Below are 16,539 nucleotides of genomic sequence, written 5' to 3'. Positions count from 1 at the left end.
CGGGAAAATGCTGCTTCGCAAACTGCTCAAATGGTCAGGCACCACCTTCATCGTCTTCGTAATCGTGTCACCGGCGATCTTCTTCTTCCTGTGGATGCTGTCGCTCTCGCTGAAATACGAGATAGACAACGGTGCCTATCCACCGATCTTCATTCCGGAACAGTTCGCCTGGTCGAACTATAGCGATATCTTCGCTGCCAATGACTTCCTTCATTATTTCTGGAACAGCCTGCTCGTGACTGGAACGGCAACAATCCTGGCGCTGCTCGTTGGTGTGCCTGCCGGCTACGGCATTGCCCGCCTGAAAGCGGACAAGTCGGCAATCGTCATCATGATTGCACGCATGACGCCGGGCCTTTCCTATCTGATTCCGCTGTTCCTGCTGTTCCAAACCCTGGGTCTACTCGGGACGCTCTGGCCGCAGATCATCATCCATCTGGTGGTGACGGTGCCTATCGTCATCTGGATCATGATCGGCTATTTCGAGACGACACCGATCGAACTCGAAGAAGCGGCGATGATCGATGGCGCCACCTCATGGCAGGTGTTTCGCCTCGTAGCGCTGCCTATCGCCAAGCCGGGCGTGGTTGTCGCGCTGATCCTTGCGGTCATCTTCTCATGGAACAATTTCGTCTTTGGCATCGTGCTGGCCAGCCGCGAAACGCGAACGCTGCCGGTCGCGGTCTACAACATGCTCTCGTTCGAGCAGGTCAGTTGGGGACCGCTGGCGGCGGCAGCGTTCGTGGTGACGCTGCCGGTGCTGCTGCTCACCGTCTTCGCCCAACGCCAGATCATTGCGGGGCTTACGGCTGGTGCGGTGAAGTAAGCCTATACACCATAGCGTTCGGTGCGGATGATGGTGGCGGGAACATCCGCGCCGATCAGTGCGTCGGCCGCGGCATTGACGAAGGCATTCGATCCGCAAACGAAAACTTCTTTCGGCGGCGAAGGCATCCGGGCGAGGACATCCAGAATCATTGCCGGGTCGATGCGCCTCGTATAGTCGCTCTCCTGCGATGATGGCTCGCGCGTCAACGTCAAGACCAGATCGAAGCCGTTGCCAGACCGATTGAACATCTGCAATTCGTCATGGAAAATCAGCTCGTCCGACGTCCGGGCGGAATAGAGCAACAGAATAGGCGCCAGTGATTGTTGCGCAGCACGATGGCGGACCATCGAAATCAGCGGTGCTACACCGGAGCCGCCGCCGATCAACAGGATTGGCGCGCCATCCTCGACGGTCCAGATGAAATGCCCGCCAATCGGCCCGCGAAGCTCGATCTCATCGCCGATCGTAGCGACCTCGTGGAAGAAGGCCGACACTTCGCCATCCTCCAGTCTTTCAATGGCGAGCTCGATGATTTCGCCCTGCTCCGGTGTCGAGGCGATCGAATAGCTGCGCTGCGTCTGATAGCCGTCCGGTGCGGTTAGCCGTACATCCACGTGCTGCCCCGGCCGATAGGCGAAGGGCTGGAATGGCTGAAGGAAGAAGCTGACGACACGCGGAGTCTGCCTGACGATTTCGGTGATGGTTGCGCGCTGCCATTCCGCCTTTGTTGCGGGTATCTGATCTGACATGCCTCAATCGCCAGTGTAGCGTTGTTCGCGCCACGGATCGCCATAGATGTGATAGCCGCGCAATTCCCAGAAGCCAGGTTCGTCACGCGTAGTGAATTGCAGGCCATTGATCCACTTCGCCGATTTCCAGAAGTAAAGATGTGGAACGAGCAACCGTGCCGGGCCGCCATGATCGGCCGTCAACGGTTGGCCATTGTAGAACGTGGCAACCATCGCCTTGCCGCCGACCAGATCCTTGACGGGAACGTTGGTCGCATAGCCATCGAAGGAATGCGCGAGCATAAACCCGGTCGGCGGCTCGATACCGGCTTCGGCGAAAATATCGTCGATCAAAACGCCCTGCCATGGTGTATCCAGCTTCGACCAGGCGGTGACGCAATGGATATCCCGGGTGAACTTCGTCTGCGGCAGCGCATTGAATTCGGCCCAATTCCATTTGATGAGGGGTTTGGGCCCATCCTTGAGCGTGAACGACCAGTCTTCGGTCCGGACGCGCGGCGTCGGCCCCGCCGAGAGGACAGGAAAGTCGTCGGTCAGCGATTGACCAGGCGGGATACGGTCTGTGATTTCCGGCGGTTGGCGCCGGCCGGTAAAGCCGCGTGTCGTCATGGTTGTGAACTCCTGGAGTCTAGGTCGTGAACTCATACAACCACAAAGGTCGGTCTCGGCCAAGACCGAAGCAGGTCAACCATGATTGATCATGATGTGGCGCACCGCGGTATAATCCTCCAGCGCGTAGACCGACATATCCTTCCCGTAACCCGACTGCTTCACGCCGCCATGGGGCATTTCATTGATCAGCATGAAGTGCGTATTGATCCAGGTGCAGCCGTACTGCAGGCTTGACGCGGCTTTCATCGCCTTGGAAATATCCTGCGTCCAAACCGAGGAGGCCAAGCCGTAATCGCTATCATTGGCCCAGGTGACGGCCTGGTCGTCATCCTTGAAGCGCGTAACCGAAACGACCGGGCCGAAGACTTCGCGGCGGACAATCTCATCTTCCTGCGTGGCGCCGGCAACCACGGTCGGCTGGAAGAAGAAGCCGTCCTTGCTGCCAGCGCTGCCACCGGTGGTAATCTCGATGTGCTTCTGCTCGGTCGCCCGCTCGACGAAGCTCGCAACACGGTCGCGCTGACGGCCAGAGATCAATGGTCCAATCTCGTTGACCGTATCATCGGCATCATTGTAGCGAATGGTCGACACGGCGGAGGTAAGGTCGGTGACGAGCTTTTCATAGATACGGTCCTGCGCATAGATGCGGCAGGCAGCGGTGCAATCCTGCCCGGCGTTGTAGTAGCCGAAAGTACGGATACCGTTGACCACAGCCTCGAGATCTGCGTCATTATAGACAAGCACGGGCGCCTTGCCGCCGAGTTCGAGATGCGTGCGCTTGACGGTTTTTGCCGCAGCTTGCAGGACTTTCTTGCCGGTCGCGATATCGCCGGTGATCGAAACCATGCCGATCTTCGGATGGTTGATCAGTGCGTTGCCGACGGTCTCGCCGCGGCCAAGAATAACGTTGACGACGCCCTCGGGAAGGATATCCGCCAGCAGACGCGCCATTTTCAGCGCGGTCAGCGGCGTCTGCTCGGACGGTTTGAACACGACCGTATTGCCGCCGGCGATCGCAGGTGCGAGCTTCCACGCCATCATCATCAATGGATAGTTCCAAGGCGCGATGGAGCCAACAATGCCGATGGCATCGCGGCGGATCATGGAGGTGTGGCCCGGCAGATATTCACCGGCCACCGGCGAGGTAAGGGTGCGCACCGCTCCGGCGAAAAAACGCCAGCAATCGATGATCGCCGGCATCTCGTCATTGCGCACGGCGTTGATTGGCTTGCCGCAGTTCAATGCTTCAAGTGCGGCGAAATCATCTGCGTGTTTTTCGATAGCGTCGGCAATCTTGAGCAGGTATCCGGAACGCTCGGCAGGGGTGGTGCGGGACCAAGCGGAGAAGGCCCGTTCTGCAGCATCGACGGCCGCATCGATCTGGCCGTGGGAGGCCTCGGCGAGGTCGATGATCTTGGCGCCCGTCTTCGGGTTGAGCACATGCTCCTCCGCTTCCGTTCCGGCTTCGAACTTTGCACCGATCAGCAGTTTCGTATCCATGACATGTTCTCCCATGTTATTTGCCTGAGCCGGCGATCTGGTCGCCGTCACGTGTGAGGTAGTAGGCGCCGAGAATCGGCAGGAAAGTGACGATCACCACAACCATGGCAACCACATTGGTCACGGGTCGCTGGCGTGGTCGTATCAGTTCCTGCAGCATCCATATCGGCAGGGTGGATTGCTGTCCGCCAGTGAACGTGGTGACGATGACCTCGTCGAAGGAAAGCGCGAAAGCGAGCATACCGCCCGCCAGCAGCGCGGTACCGATGTTCGGCAGGATGATGTAACGAAATGTCTGGAAGCCATTGGCGCCGAGGTCCATCGAGGCTTCCATCAGAGAACCCGACACGCGGCGGAAGCGCGCGACAGCATTGTTGTAGACAACGACGATACAGAAAGTCGCGTGACCGAGCACGATGGTCCAGAATGAAAACGGGATATCCGCAAGGCTGAATGCCGAGCGGAGGGCTATGCCGGTGATGATACCGGGCAGGGCGATGGGCAGGATCACGAGAAGAGATATCGTCTCGCGTCCGAAGAAACGCGTCTGGCTGACTGCGGCGGCGCAAAGCGTGCCGAGCACCAGGGCGATCATCGTCGAGATCGAAGCGACGCGCACCGATAGCCACAGAGCCTGCCAGACGTCGGTTCGCTCCCACGTCACCGCAAACCATTTAAGAGTGAGGCCGGGCGGCGGGAACTGATAACTCTTCTCCTCGGTGGTGAAGGCGTAGAGAAAGATCAACAGCAGCGGCAGATGCAAGAAGAGTAGCCCGCCAGCCGCAGCTATCTTCAGGCCAAGGGGAGCGGAAGCGGATTTCTCAGAGCGCATCGAAGGCTCCCATTCTCCGCGCCATCCACAAGTACAGGCCCATGATAATGATTGGCACGACAGTGAAGGCGGCTGCCAGCGGGATATTACCCGCAGTGCCCTGCTGAGCGTAGACGGCCTGGCCGATAAACAGCCGCGACGAGCCGATGATCTGCGGGATGATGTAATCGCCAAGCGTCAGCGAAAACGTGAAGATCGACCCCGCGACAATACCTGGAAGCGCAAGGGGAAACAGCACATGACGGAATGTTTGTTGCGGCGTACCACCAAGATCGGACGATGCCTCGATGAGATTGGTCGGGACGCGCTCGAGCGCCGCCTGGATCGGCAGGATCATGAATGGCATCCAGACGTAGACGAAAACGATGAAGGTGCCCGTATAACTCACCGACAGGGAATTGCCGCCGATGACAGGAAGCGAGAGCCATGCGTCGAGCAACCAGAGAAGGTTCAGCTTGGTCACGAGCCAGGTGAGAATGCCTTCCTTGGCGAGGATGAGTTTCCACGCGTAAATCTTGACGAGATAGCTGGACCATAGTGGCAGCATCACGCCGAGATAGAAGATCACCTTCCATTTCCCCCTGGCGTAGCGGGCGGCGTAGTAGGCGATCGGGAAAGCGATGACCGCCGAAAACAAGGTCACGATCGCCGCCATGAATATGGTGCGGATGATAATGTCGAAATTGGCGTCGTTCAGCAGCTGCCTGTAGGTGGCAAGCGTGAACTCATAATTGATCAGGCCGGAGTAATCGTCGATCGAAAAGAAGCTCTGCAGCAGCAGGGCGAGCAGTGAGCCAAGATAGATGATGCCGAGCCAAAGCAGCGGCGGGCCGAGCAGAATGGTGAGAAACACGTGGGGGTGTTTCCAGAGGAAGTCCGAGACACGCCCGGCCAAGCTGCCGCGCCCGGTCTGGATCGCGTGTTGTTGAGCGATGGCGCTCATGACGCCGCCTCCATCAAATGCAGGTCGGCGCGGTCGAAGCTTAGCTTGACCGGATCACCCTCGGCGGGAATCGAAGCGGCGGCCGGGCTCATGACATTGATCCTGGTGCCGTTGACATTGACCAGCACGCGGTTTGCCGCACCAAGAAAGCTGCGCGACAGGACAGTGCCATCAAGGACGAGCCTGCCATTGCCGCTTTGGCTCAGCGAGATTGCCTCGGGCCGTAGACTGGCAAATTGTGGTGCCGCACCCAGCTGCGCAACGAATTCCGGCGGCAAGATATTCGACGAACCAACAAAATCAGCGACGAAACGCGTTCGCGGCTGCTTGTAGACCTCTTCCGGCGTCCCGAGCTGTTGGATCCTGCCATCGTTGAACACAGCGATGCGATCCGCCATGGACAGAGCTTCGCCTTGGTCGTGCGTGACAAAAACAAAGGTGATGCCGAGGGACTTCTGCAAGGATTTGAGTTCCTCCTGCATTTGCTCGCGCAACTTCAGGTCGAGCGCGCCGAGCGGCTCGTCCAGAAGCAGAACCTTCGGCTTGTTGACCAGGGCGCGAGCGAGCGCCACGCGCTGGCGCTGGCCGCCGGAAAGCTGGCCCGGACGGCGCACGCCGTAGCCCGGCAGCTTGACCATGGCGAGCGCGTCTTCCGCCGCCTTGCGCCTTTCCTCCCTGGCGACGCCCTTGACCATGAGACCATAGGCGACGTTGTCGAGGATGCTCAAATGCGGAAACAGCGCGTAATCCTGAAAGACCGTGTTGACGCTGCGCCGGTAGGGCGGCACACCTTCGGCGGTCTCGCCGAAAATCTCGATGTGTCCGGCTGTCGGCTGTTCGAACCCCGCCATCAGGCGCAGGCAAGTGGTCTTGCCCGAACCGGAGGGTCCGAGCATGGCAAAGAACTCACCTTCCGCAACCGCAAGATCGACAGCGTCCACGGCGCGCACAGCACCAAAATGACGCGACACGTTTTCGAACAGCACAGCAGCGGTCATGGCTTTGCTCCGGGGTTGCTTTGGTTATCCCCCCTTGTGGGGGAGATAGTGATTTCAGCATCTTAGCTCTTGCTAAGTGCTAGAAATCGCCAGAGAGGGGATACTCGATGGATTTGGCAAAATCCCCTCTCTTGGATTTTCCAAGGATTTAGCGAAGAGACCAAATCCAGGAAATCCTTTCTCTCCCACAAGGGGAGAGATAATCGGCATCTGCGGTTGCAGCCAGTCAGCGCCCGCCGATCACGCCGATATAATCGGACACCCAGCGGTGATAAGGCACGCATTCGCTCTGGGTCTCGCACTTTGATACGGGCGTTCTCCAGAACTTGATCTTGTCGAAGTCGTTATAACCGTTTGTTGCGCAGCCCTCGTCCGTCAGCAGTTCGTTGCCCTTGCAAGCTGCTCCAACCGAAGGATTGGCGCCGAACCAGGCCGAGACGTCACCCTGTACCTTGGGCGAAAGCGAATGCTCCATCCACATATAGGCGCAGTTCGGATGCTTGCTGTCGACGTGCAGCATGGTCGTGTCGGCCCAGCCTGTCGCGCCTTCTTCAGGGACGACCGATGCGATAGGCTTTTTCTCTGCCTTCAGCAGGTTGACCTGGAACGGCCATGAGCCGGAGGCGACAACGCCCTCATTCTTGAAGTCGTCGACCTGGATCATGGCATCGTGCCAGTAACGGCCGGCGAGGGTTCGCTGCACACGCAGGATATCGAGCGCCGCCTTGTACTGGTCTTCGTTGAGTTCGTACGGGCTCTTGATGCCAAGTTCGGGCTTATGGGCCATAAGATAGTTGGCGGCGTCGGCAATATGGATCGGTCCGTCATAGGCCTGAATGCGGCCCTTGTTCGACTTGCCATCAGGCAAGGTCATTTCCTCGAACACGACGTTCCAGCTGGTCGGCGCCTTGTCCTTGAACGCCTCGGTGTTGTACATCAGCACGTTCGGACCCCATACGTAGGGCACGCCATAGTGAACGTCCTTGACAGTGTGCCACGGCGCGTTCTGCATACGTTCGTCGAGGGTCTTCCAGCTCTTGATCAGGTCTGTGTTAATGGGCTGAACGCGCTTGCCGGCAATGAGTCGCAGCGACGCATCGCCGGATGCGGTGACGAGATCGAAGTCGCCTTCGTTCATGAGCGCCACCATTTCGTCGGATGTTGCAGCGGTCTTGACGCTGACTTTGCAGCCGGTCTCCTTCTCGAAGCCCGTGACCCAATCATAGGCCTTGTCGGTATCGCCGCGTTCTATGTAGCCCGGCCATGCGACGATGGAGAGTTCGCCCTCGCCCTTGCCGATTTCTTTCAGCGCTTCCTGGGCAAGAACCTGTGTGGTGAAGGCGAGGGAAAGCGTAAGCGCAGTGCAGGATTTCAAAAACTGCTTCATCTCAATTCTCCCGTTTGGGCCCTGATTTCAGGGCATATGTTCCCGGTGAGAAAAGTGCCTTGATTTTTCCGTATTCGCAAATTCATTTATCAGAAGGACGTTATCGGAAATTCCGATATCAGCGAGTTCGACCGCTGCGAAGGGCTTCGGCGATACCGACGAAATCCCGGGCAGCCTGGGGCAGGCTGGAGCCCTTGCGCCAGACCATGCCGACCTGCACCACAGGGAGTGCACCGGAGACGTCTCGGCTTTCGATGCGATCGCCTTCAAGCGACCATGGACGATAGACAAGATCGGGCAACAGTGCGATCCCGGCGCCGGTGGCAACAAGGCTGCGGACGGCCTCGACCGAGCGGGTGCGGAAGGCGACATGCGGCCGCGCACCGAGGGCGGTCAGGAGTTTGCCGGTGTTTTCCTCGATTTCGTCGACAGTCAGCATGATCAGCGGCTCCCTGGCGATATCGTTGATCGAGATGATATCCGCACTGACCAAGGGATGACCGAGTGGCAGCCACAATCTGTAGGGTGAGGTCTCGATGATTTCCGCCTGCAGAGCCATGCGATCGCGAAGATTGGATATGACCATGACCGCCACATCGAGTTCACCCCCCACCAGCAAATGTTCCAGATAGGAACCATTGTCTTCGATGGCACTGACCTCGACGCCGGGAGAAGCGCGACGAAAGCGGGCGAGGAGGTCGGAAAGGACATAGCCTGCGACGAGCGATGTTACGCCGAGGTGCAGCTTGCCCGCTTGTTTGGGCACTTCTTCGGAAAACGAGCGGCGTGCATCTGAGACGTCGGCGAGAATCTTCGTCGCATGACGCAGGAATTGGTGGCCGTTATAAGTGATATCGAGGCCGCGTGGATGGCGTTCGAAAAGTTCGACGCCAAGATCGCTTTCAAGCTCTTTTATGGCCTCGGTGATCGATGACTGCGAAATCGACAGGTTCTGCGCGGCACGGGTGATGGAGCCCTGTTCTGCGACGGCGACAAAATATTGCAATTGCCTGATGGTGAATGCCATGCGCCGAGTTAATAGAGGGGTGCGCAGATTGGCAAGCTGTGGGCGAAAACGCTGTTGTTTAATATTGCCGATTGTTAATGATATTATAATATTATAAATAGGAGCCTGAAGTGGGGAGCGCGCTGGGAGGTCGTGCCGTTTGCAACTTTGGCGACGGTTTTTTGTCTGGTTAAATTCCCCACCCACGTAAGCAATTAGCAGGCAAGCATTTGGCAGGCAACCAGCTCACCAATTATGATTTCCGCACAGCGGGCCAGGCGCGAACGCATCATGGTCACGTCATGCGCGATCTCGGGCTGAAGATAATAAACGGCGTCTATCCGGAGAACAGTATTCTGCCGGGCGATGCGGAATTGCTGGAACGATTTGGAGTATCGCGAACCGTATTGCGCGAGGCTTTGAAGACGCTCGCTGCCAAGGGGTTGATCCAGCCGAAGGCCAAGATCGGCACGCGCGTGCTGGAGCGTTCGCACTGGAACCTGTTCGATCCGGATATACTGGTCTGGCATTTCGAGGCAGGGGCGAGTGCGCATTTCCTGTCGAGTATCGTCGAGATGCGGCTGGCGCTGGAACCCGAAGCGGCAGGCCTTGCGGCGTTGCGCCGCACGGACGCCCAGCTTGAGACCCTGTTCCATTGGGTCGAGAAGATGGGGAACGCACGCGAATCGGCGGCAGATTTCGTCTTCAGCGACCTGCAGTTCCATATCGGGATAGCGGAAGCCTCCGGTAATCCGTTCATGCGTTCTATCAGCGCGCTGATCGAAGTGGCACTGGTGACCACCTTCACCATCAGTTCGCCCATACCCAACTCCGAAAGCCATGTGCGCTCGGTTGCCCGCCACGCCGCGATCGCCGAAGCGATCAAGGCCCGCAACGTCGAGGCGGCCAAGCAAGCCATGCGCGTGGTGATAGAGGAAGGCGCCGAGCGGGTGCTGACTGCGGGGCGAACCGCAGCTACAGCGTAGTGATTTTTACCTTCTCGGGCTTCTCGATCTTCAGCGGATTACGCAGCGGCAAGCCGAAGGCCGGTGCTTCGATTTCGAAGACATCGCCATTCTCGGCCTTGATGCCATCGGCAAAGGAAAGCGTCGCCGTGCCGAACATATGTACGTGAATATCCCCTGGCTGGCGGAACACGGCATATTTGAAGTGGTGATGCTCGAGATTGGCAATCGTATGGGACATGTTGTCTTCGCCTGAAAGGAAAGGCTTTTCCCACAAGGTCTTGTTTTTACGCAATATACGCGAAGCGCCACGGACGTCGGAAGGCAAGTCGCCGAGGATCAGCTCGGGGCCCAGCGAGCACGGCCGCAGCTTGGAGTGGGCGAGGTAGAGATAGTTCACACGCTCCATGACATGATCGGAGAATTCGTTGGCAAGTGCAAAGCCGATGCGGAAAGGCGACCCATCCGGACCAATGACGTAGATCCCGGCAATCTCCGGCTCTTCGCCGGCGTCGTCCGCAAAAGCCGGCGAGACGAGCGGTTGGCCGGGACCGGTCAGCATTGAACCATTGCCTTTGTAGAACCACTCAGGCTGTACGCCGGTCGCGCCCTTCTTCGGTTTGCCGTTTTCGAGCCCCATGCGGAACATCTTCATCGAATCGGTCAGTTTTTCTTCTTCAGTATCGCCAACTTTGCGATGCATCGCATCGCGCGTCGCGGCGGATCCGAGATGGGTGAGGCCGGTGCCGGTCAAATGGATATGGGCAGAATCGTGCGTGTCGATCGGGGGAAGCAGGCGGCCTTCCGCATAGGCAGCCGCAACATCGATACGCTTGCCGAGCCCGCGTTTTTCGACAATCTCGGCTATGCCTGTTTTCGCATCGATCGCCGCATGCGCGAGTTCCAGAACGGAACGCGTGCGCTTGACATGCCGGAATTCTTCACCGACACGTGCGGCGACTTGCCGCTTTCCATTGGCATTCGTCAACTGGACCAGATTCAAGGCTTTCCTCCCGATATATCAGATGTGGTGGCGTGGTTATAGGCTGGCCATCGGCCATCGTCCAGCGGCTCTTTTCAAAAATATTATAATAGTATTATATGGTTCGAAGGCTTTTTCGCAACTAAGCGAAAGTCCTATTCCAAAAGTCATACTTTTGCGATAGATGTTGGGAAGACCCTGCTCTGGGAGGACTGGTCCGGGCTAAAAAGCTCGGTCGAGGTCGCTCAAAAGTATCGGGCATGATTTAGAAACCGGGAGGATACACGTGAAAATACTCAATCTGTTTGCCGCGGGATTGATCGCACTTGGTGCGATGGGGTCGCAAGGCTACGCCCAGGACAAGGGCTCTGTCGGTATCGCGATGCCGACGAAATCCTCGGCACGCTGGATTGCCGACGGCGACAACATGGTGAAGGCGCTGAAAGAACGCGGCTACACCACCGATCTGCAATATGCGGAAGACGATATTCCAAACCAGCTGGCGCAGATCGAGAACATGGTCACCAAGGGCGTCAAGGTCCTCGTGATCGCAGCGATTGATGGCACCACGCTTTCCAACGTTTTGCAGCAGGCCCACGATGCCGGCATCAAGGTTATTTCCTATGACCGCCTCATCCGTGACACGCCGAATGTCGACTATTACACAACCTTCGACAATTTCCAGGTTGGTGTTCTGCAGGCAAGCTCGCTCGTCAAGGCGCTTGGCCTGCCGGATGCGAAGGGCCCGTTCAACATCGAATTGTTCGGTGGTTCGCCTGACGATAACAACGCCTTCTTCTTCTATAACGGCGCGATGTCTGTCCTGCAGCCTCTGATCGACAGCGGCAAGCTCGTCGTTCAGTCCGGCCAGATGGGCATGGACAAGGTCGGTACGCTGCGTTGGGATGGTGCCGTTGCGCAGGCACGCATGGATAACCTCCTGTCAGCCTACTACACCGACAAGAAGGTCAATGCCGTTCTGTCACCTTATGATGGTCTGTCCATCGGTATCCTTTCGTCGCTGCGCGGCGTCGGCTACGGAACTGCCGACCAGCCATTCCCGTTCGTTTCCGGACAGGATGCGGAAGTACCATCGGTCAAGTCGATCATCGCCGGCGAGCAGTATTCGACGATCTACAAGGACACGCGTGAATTGGCCAAGGTCACGGCCGATCTCATCGACAAGGTTCTCAAGGGCGAGGAGCCGGAAGTCAACGACACCAAGACCTACAATAATGGTGTCAAGGTTGTTCCGTCCTACCTGCTGAAGCCGGTGGAAGTCGACAAGACCAACTGGAAAGAGATCCTGATTGGCGGCGGTTACTACACAGAAGACCAGATCAAGTAGATCCAGGAATCAATCACAAACCCTGTGCTTACGGCGCAGGGTTTGTTGCCATGTCGATAAAGGCTTTCCGGAAAATAAATCCATTGGCCAAAAGCCATAAAGCCTAATAAAAATTGCAGAAGGAACGACGCTGCAGAAGCGTCGGTGAGGATATCGATGGAAACCATCCTCGAAATGCGCAACATCACCAAAGTTTTCCCTGGTGTGAAAGCGCTCAACAACGTCAACCTCGATGTACGTAAAGGCGAAATTCACGCTCTGGTGGGCGAGAATGGCGCTGGCAAATCAACCCTGATGAAGGTGCTGAGCGGTGTCTATCCGCATGGCAGCTACGAAGGTGAAATCTTCTACAATGGCCAGGAGCAGCACTTCCGCGGGATCAGCGACAGTGAAAAGCAGGGCATCATCATCATTCACCAGGAGCTGGCGCTGGTTCCGCTCCTGTCGATCGCCGAAAACATCTTCCTTGGCAACGAACCGGCCAAATTCGGTATCATCGATTGGCACGTTGCGGAAAACCGCACGCGCGAACTCCTCGCCAAGGTCGGTCTGAAGGAAGACCCGCTGACATTGATTACCAATCTCGGCGTCGGCAAGCAGCAGCTTGTGGAGATTGCCAAGGCTCTGTCGAAAGATGTCGAGTTGCTCATCCTCGACGAACCGACGGCTAGCCTCAACGAGAAAGACAGCGACGCACTGCTGGATCTGTTGCTGGAGTTCAAGGCGCACGGCATTTCCTCCATCCTGATTTCACACAAGTTGAACGAAGTCGGCAAGGTTGCCGACCGCATCACGGTGCTGCGTGATGGCGCGACGATCGAGACGCTCGACAAGCGGGATATCTCCGAGGACCGGATTGTTACCTCGATGGTCGGACGCCAGCTGGCGGACCGCTTTCCGCAGCGCGAACCCAATATCGGCGAGGTGGTGTTCGAGGTGAAGGACTGGGTCGTTCATCACCATATTCATAGCGAGCGCACCGTCATCAATGGTATCAATCTCAATGTGCGCCGGGGAGAAGTCGTCGGCATCGCCGGGCTGATGGGCGCTGGCCGCACCGAATTCGCCATGAGCGTGTTCGGCAAGGCCTATGGGCGGAACATCAGTGGCGAGGTCTTCATCAATGGCAGACAAGTCGACGTCTCCACCATCGGCAAAGCCATCGACAACGGGATCGCCTACGTCACCGAAGACCGCAAGACCTATGGCCTCAACCTGATCGACCACATCAAGCACAATGCCACGATCGCCAATCTTGAGGGCGTTTCCCACAACGGTGTGCTGGATGACATGGCCGAACTGAAAGTGGCGAATGAATATCGCCGCAAGACCAATATCCGTTCCTCAAGCATCTATCAAAAGACCGGCAATCTCTCTGGCGGCAACCAGCAGAAAGTCGTTCTCTCGAAATGGTTGTTCGCCAACCCGGATCTTTTGATCCTTGACGAACCCACGCGCGGCATCGATGTCGGCGCGAAATATGAAATCTATACGATCATCAACCAACTGGTAAGCGAAGGCAAAAGCGTGCTGATGATCTCGTCGGAAATGCCAGAGCTGCTCGGCGTCTGCGACCGGATCTACGTGATGAACCAGGGCAGGCTCGTCGGTGAAATGCCGGCCAGCGAAGCCAGCCAGGAAAAAATCATGCGCGCCATCATTCGTGCAGAAGGGAAAGCATCATGACCGTCGAAACTGCAGCAACCCAGGGTAAAAAAGACTTCAAGACGGATGGCTCCGCGCTGAAAGGCAATTACCGCGAATATGGCCTGGTGCTCGCCTTGATCCTCATCATGCTCTTCTTCCAGTACACAACGAGTGGCGTTCTCTTCAGGCCGGTTAATCTGACCAACCTCGTGCTGCAGAACAGCTATATCATCATCATGGCACTCGGCATGCTGCTGGTGATCGTGGCCGGACACATCGACCTTTCGGTGGGCTCGGTATCGGGATTTATCGGCGGCCTTGCCGCAGTGATGATGGTCCGCTGGCAAATCCACTACATTCCGGCGACGATCCTGTGTCTGATAATGGGCGGCGCAATTGGAGCCGCTCAAGGGTATTGGATAGCCTATCACAAGATCCCGTCCTTCATTGTCACGCTGGCCGGAATGCTTGTCTTCCGCGGTCTTGCACTCTGGCTGCTGGGCGGCCAGTCCGTTGGCCCGTTCCCGCCGCAGTTCCAGCTCCTGAGCTCCGGTTTCATTCCCGACTTTTTCGGCTATCCCGGATTCAACGTCACCTCGATGCTTGTCGGCATTATCCTTGTTGCGCTGATGATATATTTCAGCGTGCGCGGACGCGCCAAGCGCGAGAAGCATGGCTATCAGGGCGAGCCCTTTGCACTCTTCGTTGCCAAGAACCTGATCATCGCCGGGATCGTGCTGTTCCTCACCTATCTTCTTTCTTCCTATAAGGGGTTGCCAAACGTCCTGATCGTCATGTCCCTCTTGATCGCGCTCTTCGTCTTCGTGACCAAGCGCATGACCGTCGGTCGCCGCATCTACGCCATGGGCGGCAATGAAAAGGCGGCAAAGCTCTCCGGCATCAAGACCGAACGGCTGACCTTCCTGACCTTCGTCAACATGGGCGTTCTCGCCGCTCTCGCCGGGCTGATCTTTGCAGCACGTCTCAACACGGCGACGCCAAAGGCAGGCCTTGGTTTCGAGCTCGACGTGATCGCTGCGGTGTTCATCGGCGGCGCTTCGGCCATGGGTGGTGTCGGCCAGGTCATGGGCGCGGTGATCGGCGCTTTCATCATGGGCGTCATGAACAATGGCATGTCGATCATGGGCGTCAATATCGACTGGCAGCAGGTGATCAAGGGTCTCGTTCTGCTCGCTGCGGTTATCTTCGACGTCTACAACAAGAACAAGGCTTGAAGCCTGTTTGGCGAAGTCTGATACATGAAGTCGGTGCGTGGTTCGACAAGCTCACCATGAGGACGTCGTGGGCTCAAAAGCCCAAGTAGCCGATGTTGGCGTCCTTGGCTCCGTGTAACACCCAAGTTCCCTCATGGTGAGCTTGTCGAACCACGCACCATTTTGTCGAAGAAAAGGCCTGACAAAATAACCCGACCGCGGACTACCTTTCCGTTTTGACTCTCTATCGGCGTAATGCATGAATACAGCCCGACGATTGCGCCAGGGAGGGTTCATGAAAACATTCTGTGCGGACGAGCAAAAGCGCCATAACCCGAAGGGTTTTCTGTCGAGCGGCTCGCCGCGGCCCAATCCGGAAAAGCCGGAGCGGATCGAGCGACTTCTCGCGGGTGCCCGAGCGGCGGCGAGTTCTATCCATCACCCCGCCAATCACGGGCTCGGCCCCATTGCCGCCGTTCATACGCCTGAATATCTGGAGTTCCTGCAGACTATCCACCGGCGCTGGCAGCTGATTCCCGGCGCCTCGGAAGAAGTGGTTCCCAATATCCATCCGATCGGCCGCACGGGCAGCTATCCGGCTTCCGCCGTGGGGCAGGCGGGTTATCACATGGCCGATACCGCATGTCCCATTTCTGCGGAGACGTGGGAAAGCGCCTGCTGGAGCGCCTGGGCCGCGGTGGAAGCAGCCGAAACGGTAATCTCCGGCGAACCGGCCGCCTATGCGCTGTGCCGACCGCCTGGCCATCACGCCTTCGCCGATGTCGCCGGCGGCTTTTGCTTCATCAACAATTCAGCGGTCGCAGCGCAAAGACTGCGCAAGAATGCCGCCCGTGTCGCCATCCTCGACGTCGATCTGCATCATGGCAATGGCACGCAAGGCATCTTCTACGCTCGCTCCGATGTGCTGACCGTTTCGATCCATGCCGATCCGGTGCGGTTCTATCCGTTCTTCTGGGGCTATGCCGACGAGCGCGGCGAGGGCGCGGGTCTCGGCTACAATTACAACCTGCCGCTGGAGCGCAAATCCGGCGACGAGGTGTTCCTGGAAGCGCTCGCTGCTGCAAGGAGCCGCATTGAAGCGTTTGCGCCGGAAGCGTTGGTCGTAGCGCTTGGGCTTGATGCTTTCGAGGGCGATCCGTTCGGCGAGCTCTCCGTTTCGACGCCAGGCTTTGCCCGCATCGCCGAAGCCATCGCGAAATTGCGCCTGCCGACGGTTATCGTGCAGGAGGGCGGGTATATTTGCGACGAGCTCGGCGACAACCTCACCTCGTTCCTCACCGGCTTTGGCGGTGCGATCTGACTTTTCTTTTTCGCCGACAAAAGTTCTGTTGGCGTAGAAAATCCCCGGAAAACGGGCGCCCGAACGCCTCCTCCTTCCGGTTTATCCCCAGGATGTGTTGTTAGATTTGTGAAGTTTGGAATTTTTGTGATTTGGTGTGTTGACAGTTTTATGGGGTGGGGTCTATATACCGACACAACGAGGGCGGGGCGCCGCTGGCGGTTGCC

Annotated in this window: 15 protein-coding genes; 6 read left to right on the top strand and 9 right to left on the bottom strand. The window is 57.7% G+C overall.

Features of this window, described 5'->3' with window-relative positions; genetic code table 11:
• Window positions 1-7: 7 nt before the first annotated feature.
• Window positions 8-826 (top strand): carbohydrate ABC transporter permease, encoded by an 819-nt coding sequence (locus tag N8E88_RS00420; protein WP_262290527.1) that lies wholly within the window; start codon window positions 8-10, stop codon window positions 824-826.
• Window positions 827-828: 2 nt separating this feature from the next.
• Here the strand turns inward: N8E88_RS00420 and N8E88_RS00415 are convergent, their stop codons facing one another.
• From N8E88_RS00415 to N8E88_RS00380, 8 genes are all read right to left on the bottom strand, one after another.
• On the bottom strand, window positions 829-1,578 hold the full coding sequence (locus N8E88_RS00415; protein ID WP_262290526.1) for a ferredoxin reductase: 750 nt from the start codon (window positions 1,576-1,578) through the stop codon (window positions 829-831).
• A 3-nt stretch (window positions 1,579-1,581) separates the two neighbouring features.
• Window positions 1,582-2,187 (bottom strand): sulfite oxidase-like oxidoreductase, encoded by a 606-nt coding sequence (locus N8E88_RS00410; RefSeq protein ID WP_262290525.1) that lies wholly within the window; start codon window positions 2,185-2,187, stop codon window positions 1,582-1,584.
• A 75-nt stretch (window positions 2,188-2,262) separates the two neighbouring features.
• Complete coding sequence (locus tag N8E88_RS00405; protein ID WP_262290524.1) at window positions 2,263-3,690, bottom strand: gamma-aminobutyraldehyde dehydrogenase; 1,428 nt, start codon at window positions 3,688-3,690, stop codon at window positions 2,263-2,265.
• Window positions 3,691-3,706: 16 nt separating this feature from the next.
• Window positions 3,707-4,522 carry an ABC transporter permease gene (locus N8E88_RS00400; protein WP_262290523.1) on the bottom strand — a complete coding sequence of 272 codons (816 nt, stop codon included), beginning with the start codon at window positions 4,520-4,522 and terminating at the stop codon, window positions 3,707-3,709.
• Window positions 4,512-5,465: an ABC transporter permease gene (locus tag N8E88_RS00395; protein ID WP_262290522.1), complete on the bottom strand. Its 954-nt coding sequence runs from the start codon at window positions 5,463-5,465 to the stop codon at window positions 4,512-4,514. Before N8E88_RS00395 ends, N8E88_RS00400 begins: the two co-directional genes overlap by 11 nt.
• Window positions 5,462-6,463, bottom strand: a complete 1,002-nt coding sequence (locus tag N8E88_RS00390; protein WP_262290521.1) for an ABC transporter ATP-binding protein — start codon at window positions 6,461-6,463, stop codon at window positions 5,462-5,464. The genes N8E88_RS00395 and N8E88_RS00390 overlap by 4 nt, the downstream gene beginning before the upstream one ends.
• A gap of 226 nt (window positions 6,464-6,689) precedes the next feature.
• Window positions 6,690-7,850 (bottom strand): ABC transporter substrate-binding protein, encoded by a 1,161-nt coding sequence (locus tag N8E88_RS00385; RefSeq protein WP_262290520.1) that lies wholly within the window; start codon window positions 7,848-7,850, stop codon window positions 6,690-6,692.
• A gap of 118 nt (window positions 7,851-7,968) precedes the next feature.
• Window positions 7,969-8,877, bottom strand: coding sequence for a LysR family transcriptional regulator (locus N8E88_RS00380; protein ID WP_112528152.1), 909 nt, complete (start codon window positions 8,875-8,877; stop codon window positions 7,969-7,971).
• 209 nt (window positions 8,878-9,086) lie between these two features.
• On the opposite strand from N8E88_RS00380, the gene N8E88_RS00375 reads away from it, so the two are divergent.
• A complete protein-coding gene (locus N8E88_RS00375) occupies window positions 9,087-9,842 on the top strand; it encodes a FadR/GntR family transcriptional regulator (protein ID WP_246411303.1) in 756 nt (251 codons plus the stop codon).
• Here the strand turns inward: N8E88_RS00375 and araD1 are convergent.
• Window positions 9,832-10,824, bottom strand: a complete 993-nt coding sequence (gene araD1, locus N8E88_RS00370) for an AraD1 family protein (protein WP_262290519.1) — start codon at window positions 10,822-10,824, stop codon at window positions 9,832-9,834. The two genes, N8E88_RS00375 and araD1, sit on opposite strands and share 11 nt — an antisense overlap.
• 313 nt (window positions 10,825-11,137) lie before the next feature.
• Between araD1 and chvE the strand changes: the two genes are divergently transcribed.
• The 4 genes from chvE to N8E88_RS00350 all read left to right on the top strand — a co-directional run bounded on the left by chvE (window position 11,138) and on the right by N8E88_RS00350 (window position 16,333).
• Entirely contained in the window at window positions 11,138-12,151 is a 1,014-nt protein-coding gene (gene chvE, locus N8E88_RS00365) for a multiple monosaccharide ABC transporter substrate-binding protein (RefSeq protein ID WP_262290610.1), read from the top strand.
• Window positions 12,152-12,307: 156 nt separating this feature from the next.
• The gene (mmsA, locus tag N8E88_RS00360) at window positions 12,308-13,837 is read left to right on the top strand and encodes a multiple monosaccharide ABC transporter ATP-binding protein (RefSeq protein ID WP_262290518.1); all 1,530 of its coding nucleotides are present in this window, start codon (window positions 12,308-12,310) and stop codon (window positions 13,835-13,837) included.
• On the top strand, window positions 13,834-15,033 hold the full coding sequence (mmsB, locus tag N8E88_RS00355; RefSeq protein ID WP_262290517.1) for a multiple monosaccharide ABC transporter permease: 1,200 nt from the start codon (window positions 13,834-13,836) through the stop codon (window positions 15,031-15,033). The genes mmsA and mmsB overlap by 4 nt, the downstream gene beginning before the upstream one ends.
• A gap of 274 nt (window positions 15,034-15,307) precedes the next feature.
• Window positions 15,308-16,333 (top strand): histone deacetylase family protein, encoded by a 1,026-nt coding sequence (locus tag N8E88_RS00350; RefSeq protein WP_262290516.1) that lies wholly within the window; start codon window positions 15,308-15,310, stop codon window positions 16,331-16,333.
• Window positions 16,334-16,539 lie beyond the last annotated feature (206 nt).

Origin of the sequence: Phyllobacterium zundukense (assembly GCF_025452195.1) — a bacterium.
GTDB lineage: Bacteria > Pseudomonadota > Alphaproteobacteria > Rhizobiales > Rhizobiaceae > Phyllobacterium > Phyllobacterium zundukense_A.
The sequence above is the reverse complement of the archived record's forward strand: the minus strand, read 5'-3'. Positions and strand labels throughout refer to the sequence as shown.

What these genes read in the sequence shown, in the direction of transcription:
- N8E88_RS00420 (WP_262290527.1), top strand. Translation starts at nt 8, where the DNA reads ATGCTGCTTCGCAAACTGCTCAAATGGTCAGGCACCACCTTCATCGTC.
- N8E88_RS00415 (WP_262290526.1), bottom strand. Translation starts at nt 1,578, where the DNA reads ATGTCAGATCAGATACCCGCAACAAAGGCGGAATGGCAGCGCGCAACC.
- N8E88_RS00410 (WP_262290525.1), bottom strand. Translation starts at nt 2,187, where the DNA reads ATGACGACACGCGGCTTTACCGGCCGGCGCCAACCGCCGGAAATCACA.
- N8E88_RS00405 (WP_262290524.1), bottom strand. Translation starts at nt 3,690, where the DNA reads ATGGATACGAAACTGCTGATCGGTGCAAAGTTCGAAGCCGGAACGGAA.
- N8E88_RS00400 (WP_262290523.1), bottom strand. Translation starts at nt 4,522, where the DNA reads ATGCGCTCTGAGAAATCCGCTTCCGCTCCCCTTGGCCTGAAGATAGCT.
- N8E88_RS00395 (WP_262290522.1), bottom strand. Translation starts at nt 5,465, where the DNA reads ATGAGCGCCATCGCTCAACAACACGCGATCCAGACCGGGCGCGGCAGC.
- N8E88_RS00390 (WP_262290521.1), bottom strand. Translation starts at nt 6,463, where the DNA reads ATGACCGCTGCTGTGCTGTTCGAAAACGTGTCGCGTCATTTTGGTGCT.
- N8E88_RS00385 (WP_262290520.1), bottom strand. Translation starts at nt 7,850, where the DNA reads ATGAAGCAGTTTTTGAAATCCTGCACTGCGCTTACGCTTTCCCTCGCC.
- N8E88_RS00380 (WP_112528152.1), bottom strand. Translation starts at nt 8,877, where the DNA reads ATGGCATTCACCATCAGGCAATTGCAATATTTTGTCGCCGTCGCAGAA.
- chvE (WP_262290610.1), top strand. Translation starts at nt 11,138, where the DNA reads ATGGGGTCGCAAGGCTACGCCCAGGACAAGGGCTCTGTCGGTATCGCG.
- mmsA (WP_262290518.1), top strand. Translation starts at nt 12,308, where the DNA reads ATGGAAACCATCCTCGAAATGCGCAACATCACCAAAGTTTTCCCTGGT.
- mmsB (WP_262290517.1), top strand. Translation starts at nt 13,834, where the DNA reads ATGACCGTCGAAACTGCAGCAACCCAGGGTAAAAAAGACTTCAAGACG.
- N8E88_RS00350 (WP_262290516.1), top strand. Translation starts at nt 15,308, where the DNA reads ATGAAAACATTCTGTGCGGACGAGCAAAAGCGCCATAACCCGAAGGGT.